This window comes from Anaerostipes sp. CAG:276, from assembly GCF_000432215.1.
GTDB classification, from domain to species: Bacteria; Bacillota; Clostridia; order Lachnospirales; family Lachnospiraceae; genus Anaerostipes; species Anaerostipes caccae.
Genome location: NZ_FR889190.1, coordinates 98,186 through 109,767 on the forward strand (window position 1 = coordinate 98,186; position 11,582 = coordinate 109,767).

Genomic DNA, 11,582 nt, shown 5'->3' on the forward strand with positions numbered 1-11,582 from the left:
AACGATATCCGAGATCTGCAGGAAAATGGATTTTGCCAAAGTATCCGCCATTGCAGAGAGGATCAACCATGGACAAAATATCCATCAGCACCTGGACCTGATCGCGGGTCTTCCGTTTGAAGATCTCAAAAGTTTCAGGGATTCTTTTAACGACGTATACAGAGTAAGGCCGGAACAGCTGCAGCTTGGATTTTTAAAAGTGCTGAAAGGATCTTTTATGGAGCAGCAGAAGGATTCCTATGGACTTGTATATAAGAGCACTCCTCCCTATGAGGTTCTCTATACAAAATGGCTCTCTTACGAAGACGTTCTTACGCTGAAGTCTGTTGAGAGTATGGTGGAAACTTACTATAACAGCGGTCAGTTCACTTATACGATGAGACAGCTGGAACACGAATTTTCCACACCTTTTGATATGTACCAAAGTCTCGGGGAATTCTATTTACAAAACGGCTATCACAAGAGAAAGCATTCCCGTATTTCCAGATATGAAATTTTGGATGAATTTATTTCAGGACTGCCCGGCATCAAAGAAAAAAAATCTTTTTATGAGGAATACTTAACCTTTGATCTGTACTTGCGGGAAAATGTGAAAAACCGGCCCGGATTTGCCGGGGATTATTCTGTGGGGAAAGAGGAGCTGTATGATCTCTATGATGAAGTACTGTCCAAAAATCCATCTTTATCCGCGTATGCGAAAAAGAATATGCGCAAGATGGCCCACATTGAGAAATTCCGGTATGATGTTTATGGCAGCGGATGCAGGAAAGACACACTCCTTCTCTTTGATTATCAAAAAAGAAATCCTCTCAATCAACAGGCCTGTGTAATACAGCTTTGAATACAAAGGAGAAAACCATGCTTTCAAGAAAAGAAATGAAGCAGCTGGGCAGACAGTCATTAAAAAAGCATTATATCATGTTTCTTGCCGTCTGCCTGATTGCCGCATTTTTGGGCACCGAGTTCACCGGCTCTCTTAAGTTTGTCAAAACCTATTCTCCCACTTCAGAACAAGTTTCCCCATCCGGTACCGTAACAGTGCAAAAAGGGATCATCGATGTTACAGAAGACTTGTTTACAGGCGGTACAAAAAAGGCAAGAAAGAAATCAGAAAAAATAAAAAAAGAAGAAGTAAAGGCTGCCAAACACGGAAATCCGGCATTTGGCCGGAGCCGGGGTGTTTTTGCCGAGGCATTTAACGCTGTAACTTCCGGATCCATTGTTGTAACCTTAGTTTCCGGGTTAAATTCCTTCCTTGGCTCTACAGACGCTGCACTGGCAGTCCTTTTGATCCTCAGTATCCTCATCGTGTGTTTCTTCTGGGTATTTATCGTAAATACATATTCCGTCATATCCAGAAGAATCTTTCTGGAGGGGCGCATTTACAGTCAGATTCCAGCCCATCGTTTTCTTTATCTGCTAAGGGTCAGGAAGTGGGCACAGGCCGCAAAAACGATGCTTCTCATGGCTGTCTATCAGATTTTATGGGGATTAACGGTCATCGGCGGTCCGATCAAGAAATATTCTTATTATCTGGTACCTTATATTGTTGCGGAAAACCCGGGCATCGGTTCCAGGGAGGCTATTTCCCTTTCAAGAAATATGATGAGAGGACACAAATGGCAGTGTTTTGTATTTGAACTGTCTTTTTTCGGATGGAACATCCTCGAACTTATGACCCTTGGCATCAGTGCAGTCTTATACTCCAGCCCATATAAAACTGCAGTATTCTGCGAGTATTACACACAGCTCAGAAAAGAAGCCAAAGACCGGCAGATAAAACATGCAGACTTATTAAATGACCGTTATCTCTTTGAAACTGCAGGAGAAAGAGAAATCGAGCAGGCATATGGAGACGTGATCCCTGTTTTGAAACAAACCAGGAACTTCAAAGACAGCCGCACAGGAATCGGCAGATTTTTATCTGACTATTTCGGCGTAATTCTGGTCAATTCCAATGCGTATCAACAATATGAACAATATCAGTCAGAGCAGATCAGGCTCCAGGATCTTGCCGGCGCTGTTCAAAAAATTTCATATCCCGGAAGACTAAGCAATTTCCCTGAACATACAAAGCGCAGAAAGATTCAGACGCTGCATTATATGCGCAATTATACCATCTGGTCTCTGATCATGATTTATTTTATCCTGTCATTTATCGGATGGGTATGGGAGGTAAGCCTGCATTTAATCTCTGATGGTACCTTTGTAAACCGGGGCGTACTTCACGGTCCCTGGCTTCCAATCTATGGTGTCGGCAGTATTCTGATCCTTACGCTCTTACATAAAATGCGAAGCCGGCCTGTTGCTGAATTCTTTTCTGCAGTTGTGCTGTGCGGATGTGTGGAATATTTTACTTCTGTTTTTCTCGAAACCGTACATCATGGACAAAAATGGTGGGACTACAGCGGATATTTTCTGAATATCCAGGGAAGAGTCTGTGCGGAAGGACTGCTTGTTTTTGGACTTGGAGGCATAGCAATCGTCTATTTCCTTGCCCCAATCATTGATAATCAGATCCAAAAGCTGAAGCCTAAACTGCTGGTCATCCTTTGTATACTGCTGCTGGGGACTTTTTTGACAGATCAGATTTATTCCTCAAAGCATCCAAACGCAGGAAAAGGAATTACCGATTATTCCCACACAGAAGATCATATCCAGGCAAATTGAGGATTGATTTCAAAATTCATCGGTGTTATAATATTTTAGAAATAAGAAAAAGCGCTGAAGAGAAGAGTAGTCTGTGAAAACTTTCAGAGAGGGACACATATGGTGTGAGTGTTCTAAGCCAAAGCAGATGAAGACCACCTCTGAGCGGCTGCAAACCAGCCCGGTCGGCACCGTTACCGCCATATAAGCGGCCTTCTGTATCATTCACAGAAAGGCAACCAGGGTGGAACCGCGATAACTCGTCCCATGGAAATTTTCCATGGGACTTTTTTATTTTAGTAAGAAAGGAAAAAAAGATGAAAATTACTTTAAAAGATGGTTCTGTGAAAGAATACAGCCAGAGTATGTCTGTCATTGACATTGCCAAAGACATCAGCGAAGGACTTGCAAGAGCAGCATGTGCAGGCGAAGTGAACGGAGAAGTGGTAGATTTAAGGACAATCCTCGAAGATGACTGTGAACTGAACATTCTCACCTTCGATTCAGAGGGCGGAAGACATGCTTTCCGTCATACGGCATCCCATATTTTAGCTCAAGCAGTCAAACGCCTGTATCCGGAGACGAAGCTTGCCATCGGCCCTTCCATTGACAACGGATTTTATTATGATATGGAAAAGGATACTCCTTTTACACAGGATGACCTGGAAAAAATTGAAGCAGAGATGAAGAAGATCGTGAAAGAAGGACTTCAAATCACCTGCTTTACAAAACCGAGAGAAGAAGCCATTGCTTTTATGAAAGAGCAAAATGAACCATATAAGGTAGAACTGATTGAAGACCTCCCGGAGGATTCAGTGATCAGTTTTTATCAGCAGGGAGAGTTCATTGACCTGTGTGCCGGACCTCATCTTATGACAACAAAACCGGTAAAAGCGTTTAAACTGACAAGCCTTGCCGGTGCTTACTGGCGCGGTAACGAAAAGAACCAGATGCTCACCAGGATCTATGGAACTGCTTTTGCAAAGAAAGCAGAGCTGAAAGATTACCTGACCATGATGGAAGAGGCCAAAAAACGTGACCACAGAAAGCTTGGAAAAGAACTGGGACTCTTTATGATGAGAGATGAAGGACCAGGGTTCCCGTTCTTCCTGCCGAATGGGATGGTTCTTAAAAATACTTTACTGGATTACTGGAGAGAGATCCATAACAAAGCCGGCTATGTTGAAATTTCAAGCCCGATCATGCTGAGCAGGCATCTGTGGGAGACATCCGGCCACTGGGATCACTATCAGGAAAATATGTATACTACTGTGATCGACGAAGAAGATTTTGCGATCAAACCGATGAACTGTCCGGGCGGCGTTTTAGTATACCAGTCAGAGCCGCGCTCTTACCGTGACCTGCCCCTTCGTATGGGTGAACTCGGTTTAGTCCACCGTCATGAAAAATCCGGACAGCTCCACGGACTGATGCGTGTCCGCTGCTTTACACAGGATGATGCCCATATCTTTATGATGCCGGAGCAGATCAAAGACGAGATCAAAGGTGTTGCAGCACTGATCGATCAGGTTTACAGCCTGTTTGGATTTAAATATCACGTAGAACTGTCAACCCGTCCGGAAGACAGCATGGGAAGTGATGAAGACTGGGAGATGGCAACAGATTCTTTGAGAAGTGCACTGGATGACCTTGGCCTTGACTATGTTGTCAACGAAGGCGACGGAGCATTCTACGGGCCGAAAATCGACTTCCATCTGGAGGATTCCATCGGAAGGACATGGCAGTGCGGAACCATTCAGTTAGACTTCCAGCTTCCGCTGAGATTTGACCTTCATTACACAGGAGCAGACGGAGAGAAGCACCGTCCGATCATGATCCATCGGGTAGCATTTGGTTCTATCGAGCGGTTTATCGGAATCCTGATCGAACATTTCGCCGGGGCTTTTCCAACCTGGCTGGCACCGGTGCAGGTAAAAGTCATTCCGATTTCTGATAAGCATTTAGAGTACGGAACAAAAGTACTCGATGCGTTAAAAGCTGCCGGCATCCGAGCAGAGATTGATACAAGAGCCGAAAAAATGGGCTACAAGATCCGTGAGGCACAGCTTCATAAGATTCCATATATGCTGGTTGTGGGCGGAAAAGAAGAAGAGAACCAGGCAGTTTCCGTGAGAAGCAGATTCAAGGGAGACGAAGGACAGATGTCCTTAGACGACTTTATTTGTGCGATACGGAAAGAAATAGAGACAAAAGAAATCCGCCAGGTGGAAAAAGAAGAAGAGAAGTAAAGATGATTTATAAAGAAAGAACCGGGAGTCACTTATTCCCGGTTCTTTCTTTATCCGTATTATCAAATTTGATTCATCAGTCTTCAATAAGAATTTTAACTGGAGTACATTTTCCGTTATTGCACTCACTCTCAGATACACTACAGGCGGCAATGCCCAGACGCATATCCATTTCAGCTCTTAGAATTATCTTGTTCCCCGCCTTTGACAGGGGCTTTCTGACCGAAATAGAACCACCCGCACTAATTTTCGTATACATAAAAATATTTACCGGATGAATGATTGGTCTTTTCTCATCCAGACTGTGATTAATATGATCTAAACAATTTGAATGTCATTCTCCATTATGATAAAAGAAATCGTACATCTCGGGGCGGCAGCATGGGTGAAGCAGATCATGCTCGCCAACCTCATCATAAAGCACTTCAAACATCGGGTGATAAAGATTTGAATAAATATGATTTCCGACCGATAGACGTAAAGATTCATTACAATCTATTGTGACTCCGGTGGATAGAAATTCCTCTGAATTTTCTTTATGTTCTGCAAAAAAATCAACGACTTGTCCGCCTTCAAGATCAATAATCGTTACTTTTTGTCCTGCCGATACATTCATACTTTTTCCGCTGCAGGCATCTATTATATACTCCATTTCTAATTTCCCCTCTCTTCATCAAAAGAAAAAATATCCAACGGAAATCACAATCAGTGATTTTATATCCGTCAGATAATCCCTTGGCCAAAGCCTGCCGGCTCTCGTTAAAAAATATTAAAAAGTCGGGGTAACAGGATTCGAACCTGCGACCTCACGGCCCCCAGCCGTGCGCTCTAACCAAACTGAGCCATACCCCGCTAGAAGTATTTTATCGGATTCTATCGAAGAGTGCAAGTATTAATTGAATTTACTCAGATTTTTTTGTATGATGGAATAAAAGTATGGTGAAAGCGAAAGGGCGAGTAGAAATATGGAAATAAATTTGGTCAAAAAAAATGATATAGAGTCTTGTATGAAATTTGTCGAAATTGTCAAAACAGATTTTGCTGGCTACAAGGAGGAAGAATTCAGGAAAGCTCTAAAATACTGCATCGAAAACAAAGAAGCCCTTGCGGCAATGAATGATAAAGGAGAAATCACCTGCTTATTATTATTTTCAAGGACGGAAAAGGAATTACAGTTCCTGGCCACACATCCTGACTACAGAAAGCTAGGTGCAGCAAAAAAACTTATTAAAAAAATGATCCTGGCTTTTAAACCTGGAGATCAAATTCAGGTGGTGACATTTACATCTGAAGATAAGAAAGGAATTGCGGCACGAAATTGTTATCATGCCTGCGGATTCAAAGATGATGAATTGCTCACAGTATTTGATTATCCATGCCAGAAAATGATCCTGACAGTAGAATAAAGAGCTTTTCCCCTATATCTATAATTTAAATTAGTATTTTGCGTATAGATATAGAGATCATCATTTTACTCTCCTGATATATTTTTTACTGCAGCTGCTTCATTCTTGTTGTGGTACAAACTCAAATTATTGTTAAAATCAAAAAAACAAGATCTCTGTCAAAAAATAATTTTGATAGGCATCTTGTTTTTTCATTGGTTGCTTTTGTATGTTATCTTTTTCGTTCCTGTCTTTCAGGCCATCCTTCAAGATTTCCATGGATCATAGCCCGAAACATATGATCTTTCGATCCCGGATGGTCTTCATCCAATTTTTTTAAGGTCTCTTTTGCATACTGTCTCTTTGTATAGCCGTCCATCGGACAAGGACTCTTTTCCACCGGAAGGTTCATCTTATTCTTAAATCCAATCACATCTGCTTCATCCATGTACATCAAAGGCCGAATGACTTTAAGATCCATCCGGTCCAGGTATGTCACCGGTGAAAAACAATGAAGCCTCCCTTCAAACAGCATGGACATCAAAAATGTCTCCACCAGATCATCTTTGTGGTGGGCATAGGCAACTTTATTGCATCCCAGCTCTTTTATCTTTTCATTCAATGCACCCTTTCTCATCTTAGCACAAAGAGAACACGGGTTTGTTTCCTTCCTGCGCTCAAAAACCACATCTGCGATTTCTGTTTTTACAATAGTATATGGTACTTTTAATTCTTCACATAGTTTTTCTACTTGAGATATGTCAAAGTTTCCGAATCCAAGATCTACGGTAATTCCATGGATTTCAAATTTGTTCGGGTAAAAAATGCGTAACTGTGCAAGGGCATAGAGCATGGTCAGACTGTCCTTGCCGCCAGAAATGCCGACTGCGATCTTGTCCCCTTCCTGTATCATCTGATAGTCGTCCACGGCCCGGCGGACATAGCTTAGTACTTGTTGTAACTTCATAATTATTTTCCTCAGTTTCTTAACAAATTTTCGATGTTTAGTATAACATATAGAATCTCGAAGTGCTACTGTTTCCAGAGCAGATAAATAGTACCCTTGAATGAAAAAGTAACTTCCACCTCTATGCTGATTTTAGCCTTACACTTCCTTTCCATATAGCGTATCATTTTTAGTAGCTCCTATCCATTGTAGAAATGAGGCACTCATGCGTAAAAATTTCTCAGCCAATTAGACAAAGCTTCCTCCGTGCACAGGCATTACAGGACCCTATCATCTGCATGATATGAAAATCCATGGTAAAAAGAGATATTCTTTCTTTTCTATGATCACTGGCATCAACATTCGTCTTAAAAGTCCAGAAATTGTAAATTGCCTAAAATTCAACAGTAATCTGAACCTTCAAAAAGTCATCCTTATTCTCTTTGAGAAGCCTCAAAGAGTTGATTTAATTTTTCGGCAATTTCATCCGCTGTCATTATAGCGGTATTCATAGCCATTTTTCCAGCTAGTGACGGGCTGAAGTCTTGAACCTCTTTCTTAGTAATATCATGCCATATTGGAAGGATTAGTTTTCCACCATTTGACTCTCTTTGGAAAAGACCTTCAAGTTCATAGTTTGTCCAATATTTTTTTATATAACTTCTTGACAAAATAACAACGCCGAATTTAGATTTTTTAAGACCTTTGTCAATCTCTGTTCTAATGCTGTCTCCCCATTGTAAAGAAACACTATCATACCAAACGTTTAATTCGTATTTATCTTTAAGAACTTGTACAAATTCATCACAAAAACTGCTTTTATCTTCTGTTGCATGAGAAACAAAAACATCGTATTCCTCAGCACCACTCGAATCAAAAAGGTTCTCTTTTGATGAAACAAGGTTTTCCTGTGCTTTTATCTGCTTAGTTAAATCTGAAATTTGCTTTTGATAAGTGATGTATCCCTTTTCTTGCTGTTTAGCTAAAGACTTAGCATGCGTAGTTTCTTCTTTTTGCAATTTTACTGTTGCGTCAGCCAAACGCATTCTTTTATCAGCTATTTTTTTGTTAATATCAGCTTTATCAGAGAGAACTCTAGATAAATCCTTTTGATATCTCTCGATTTGCCTATCTTTTGACCTTAGAGAAGTGGCTGATGTATTCTTTGTGATACTTCGTTGTATATCTCCAATTCTTTTTGTCTTATCAGCTTCTTTTTTTACTAAATCAGCCATCTTTTTTTCTAAATCAGCAATTTCTTTATTAAATTGATTTACAACTCTCTGCGCTTGTTCAACACTCATTTATTTCCCTCCGCTTCTCCGCAAGTAACATTTAATATCCAATCCAAAAATAATCCAAATAAGATTTATATCTATCCTGTGCTGTCAGACATGTATCTTTCAAATACCCTTTTTCATTTTTCCATTCCTTCAGTCCACGATAATAAAACATCTTCAATTGGTCTTCGATGATAAATGGAACGATATTATATTTCAGGCATTCCTTAAACATAATCAATCTGCCGACACGTCCGTTGCCATCTTGAAACGGATGAATTCTTTCAAATTTAACATAAAAATCTAGAATATCCTCCAAAGTCTTTTCTTCCTTGTTGTTGTATTCTGTAAGCAGCGCTTTCATTCTATCGGCAACTTCTTCAGGAAGTGCAGTAACCATGCCGCCGACTTCGTTTGGCATCTTTTTATATTCTCCAACGGAAAACCAATCTTTTCTGGAATCACTCGTTCCGTTTTTTAGAATCAAGTGAAGATCTTTGATAAATTTCTCAGTCAGTGTCGCTTTCGCATTGTCGATGATCATGTCGATGCATCGGAAATGATTTGCCGTTTCAATCACATCATCCACGTTAAGGACTTCATTTTCTACACCAATGGTATTGGTGTCAAAAATATATCTTGTCTGATCGTGAGTCAGGCGGCTGCCTTCGATATGGTTTGAGTTATATGTCAAGTCAATCTGTGTTTTATGATAAATACCGCCGGAATACTTATTTTTCTTCTCACTCTGCAAAATATCTAATAGTGTTATCGGCTTTTCTTTTTTCTTATTAATACGTTCTGGCTTTTCTGCATTTTCTGGAATACTCCAAGTCTTTCCGGTAAGAAATGCTCCATGCACACGGCCTTGGGCACAGTAATTTCTTACGCTGCGCTCCGATATATTCCATTTTTCCGCTGTCTCTGCCACTGAAAGATATTGCATCTGATTTCCTCCGTTAATTTGTATAATAAAATAATACTAATTTAATAAATATTATATCACATTATCGGCAATAAATCTATTTCTTGATCATTATTTATAATATTTTTGCCGTTTCCGAAAATACTACAAAAAATAAAAACCAGATTCCACTTCTTAATAGTGAGATCCAGTTCTTATTTTATCTATATAACAATCAATAATTTAGTGCTCATCACTTCTTCCATAAAAAGCCTCAATCGCCTCAGCAAAAAATTCTGCCGCCCCCTCTCCATACGTTTCATCCAATTTAGACTTTGAAGGTTCATTCCGATAGAAGCGTGCGGTGGCAAGCATACCCTCCCTCTCTTCCTTCATCTGACTAAGCTGTTTCACTACAAATCCGTACTCACCGACAATTTCTCTTACCTCAAAGGAATCCAGAGGACAACCACGTTTAGCAATCAGCTTCTGCAATATCACTTCTATTCTTTTATTAAAACTTTCTGCAATTTCTTTGCTGACAGGGTTCTTCACAACAGACAAGTATTCATCTTTACCGCCATACCACTCCACTACTTTTGCATAGCTCTTCTGCATTTTTTCTGAGGACAATACTTCAATGTAATGTTTCCTCCACTCTTCTACACCGCCAAATTCTTTAATGGCCATTTGACGCATTTCATCCGGCATATGATCCAGCATGGCTTCAAACATTTCTTCTATTTCCGGTTTACTGAAAACTGCAAAATCCATTTTATTATCTCCTTTCAAAATATCATCAATACTGGCAATCAGGCGCTCCATTCGTTCTTTCTTAGAAACCAGCATTCTCCTCTGTACCTGCAAAATTTGATTTTTCTCAAGAGCCGGATTTTTTATAACAGCTTTGATTTCCTTCAGTGGAATATCAAACTCACGGAAAAACAGGATTTGCTGTAAAGTTTCCAACGCTTTATCGTCATAAAGCCGGTATCCCGCATCACTCTTGCTCGTCGGCTTTAATAGCCCGATCTCATCATAGTAGTGAAGCGTGCGCACGCTGATACCTGTTACTTCTGATATTTCCTTTACTGTCCTCATAGCTGTTGCCCTCCCGTTCCTGATATATCCAACTTAATCTATGACGCCCCGTGAGGGTCAATAGATAATTTCAAACTTTTCTTTGAGTATATCATATTTGTATCCAGACATCGATTTTCACACTGCTGCTGTATATGGTAAAATACAATTAACATCCAAAATATAACATATGAAAGGGAGCCCAACATGATCAATCTATTAAAATCAAAAATGAATAAATACAACTATAAAGACTGGATTTCCTACTTTAAATCCAATGACCAGCAAAGACTCCACATCGATTTTTCAAAAGAATTGCCTCTGACAGATTCAGAACGAAGGCTCATCACTCCCTCCGTCTGGGCTTTCCAAAAAGGCGAGGGCTCCGACGGCAGACATCTCATGAACACAGTGGAAGCATACATACATCAACATGGTGCTCCTGAATACCGGGAAGCTATGCTATGGTTCATCAAAGAAGAAAACTGGCACTCCGCATATTTAAGAAAATTCATGGATCATCACCACATTAAACCTGCCAAGTCATCTTTTCCCGATAAAGTCTTCCGGAAATTAAGGCAGGCAGGGGGACTGAGATGTGAGATCACCATACTTGTAACAGCTGAAATGATCGCCCTGACCTATTATGACGCCCTGTCAAAGAGCACAGACTCCCCTGCGTTAAAAAGTATCTGCACCCAGATGCTCCGTGATGAACTGCCGCATATTATGTTTCAGTCTCATACGTTAAGCCGGTTCAAAAAACATCCTTTTCATAAATTCATTAGAATCATCACGATGGAAACCACACTGCTTTTCGTATGGGCACAGTTTCACAATGTATATCAGGCCGGAGGATACAGCTTTGTAAAGTTCCTAAAAGAAAATCTGGGTTATCTGCACCAGTCTATTATGCTGGAAGAAATGAATCATTAAAAACACCTGTCTCACCAGTTACACACTTGCATAAACTGGTGAGACAGGTGTTACCTTTGAACAGCTTCTTTTGTTCAAGGAATAATCTTTACTCTCTTTAGGTCGAAATACTCATCCAGTGACCACAAGGTGTCTTTTTTGGTGAATCATATT

At 40.4% G+C, this 11,582-nt stretch carries 9 protein-coding genes, 1 tRNA gene, 1 pseudogene and 1 other annotated feature; of the genes and pseudogenes, 5 read left to right on the forward strand and 6 right to left on the reverse strand.

Annotated elements, in window-relative coordinates:
- The 3 genes from QVP35_RS08795 to thrS all read left to right on the forward strand — a co-directional run.
- Window positions 1-841: DUF4080 domain-containing protein (locus QVP35_RS08795; RefSeq protein WP_288187836.1), on the forward strand; the 841-nt coding region annotated here is incomplete at its 5' end.
- 17 nt (window positions 842-858) lie between these two features.
- Complete coding sequence (locus tag QVP35_RS08800) at window positions 859-2,670, forward strand: DUF975 family protein (RefSeq protein WP_022261046.1); 1,812 nt, start codon at window positions 859-861, stop codon at window positions 2,668-2,670.
- 45 nt (window positions 2,671-2,715) lie between these two features.
- Window positions 2,716-2,920 (forward strand) — a binding site (T-box leader).
- Between the two features lie 46 nt (window positions 2,921-2,966).
- The gene (gene thrS, locus QVP35_RS08805; protein WP_022261047.1) at window positions 2,967-4,898 is read left to right on the forward strand and encodes a threonine--tRNA ligase; all 1,932 of its coding nucleotides are present in this window, start codon (window positions 2,967-2,969) and stop codon (window positions 4,896-4,898) included.
- A gap of 76 nt (window positions 4,899-4,974) precedes the next feature.
- Here the strand turns inward: thrS and QVP35_RS08810 are convergent.
- Both QVP35_RS08810 and QVP35_RS08815 read right to left on the reverse strand, forming a co-directional pair.
- Window positions 4,975-5,550: pseudogene (locus QVP35_RS08810) on the reverse strand (DUF1989 domain-containing protein).
- Window positions 5,551-5,675: 125 nt separating this feature from the next.
- Window positions 5,676-5,750 (reverse strand) — tRNA-Pro (locus QVP35_RS08815).
- Between the two features lie 113 nt (window positions 5,751-5,863).
- Between QVP35_RS08815 and QVP35_RS08820 the strand changes: the two genes are divergently transcribed.
- Window positions 5,864-6,304, forward strand: coding sequence for a GNAT family N-acetyltransferase (locus tag QVP35_RS08820; RefSeq protein WP_009289598.1), 441 nt, complete (start codon window positions 5,864-5,866; stop codon window positions 6,302-6,304).
- 211 nt (window positions 6,305-6,515) lie between these two features.
- Here QVP35_RS08820 and QVP35_RS08825 read toward each other — a convergent pair whose 3' ends face one another.
- The 4 genes from QVP35_RS08825 to QVP35_RS08840 all read right to left on the reverse strand — a co-directional run bounded on the left by QVP35_RS08825 (window position 6,516) and on the right by QVP35_RS08840 (window position 10,514).
- Window positions 6,516-7,250 (reverse strand): tRNA 2-thiocytidine(32) synthetase TtcA, encoded by a 735-nt coding sequence (locus QVP35_RS08825; RefSeq protein WP_009289597.1) that lies wholly within the window; start codon window positions 7,248-7,250, stop codon window positions 6,516-6,518.
- 413 nt (window positions 7,251-7,663) lie between these two features.
- Window positions 7,664-8,533 (reverse strand): toll/interleukin-1 receptor domain-containing protein, encoded by an 870-nt coding sequence (locus QVP35_RS08830; RefSeq protein ID WP_009289596.1) that lies wholly within the window; start codon window positions 8,531-8,533, stop codon window positions 7,664-7,666.
- Window positions 8,534-8,564: 31 nt separating this feature from the next.
- Window positions 8,565-9,455 (reverse strand): Fic family protein, encoded by an 891-nt coding sequence (locus QVP35_RS08835; RefSeq protein ID WP_022261050.1) that lies wholly within the window; start codon window positions 9,453-9,455, stop codon window positions 8,565-8,567.
- 201 nt (window positions 9,456-9,656) lie between these two features.
- Window positions 9,657-10,514 carry a MerR family transcriptional regulator gene (locus QVP35_RS08840; RefSeq protein ID WP_009289593.1) on the reverse strand — a complete coding sequence of 286 codons (858 nt, stop codon included), beginning with the start codon at window positions 10,512-10,514 and terminating at the stop codon, window positions 9,657-9,659.
- Window positions 10,515-10,700: 186 nt separating this feature from the next.
- Between QVP35_RS08840 and QVP35_RS08845 the strand changes: the two genes are divergently transcribed.
- Window positions 10,701-11,429 (forward strand): hypothetical protein, encoded by a 729-nt coding sequence (locus QVP35_RS08845; RefSeq protein ID WP_009289592.1) that lies wholly within the window; start codon window positions 10,701-10,703, stop codon window positions 11,427-11,429.
- The last annotated feature ends 153 nt before the right edge of the window (window positions 11,430-11,582 follow it).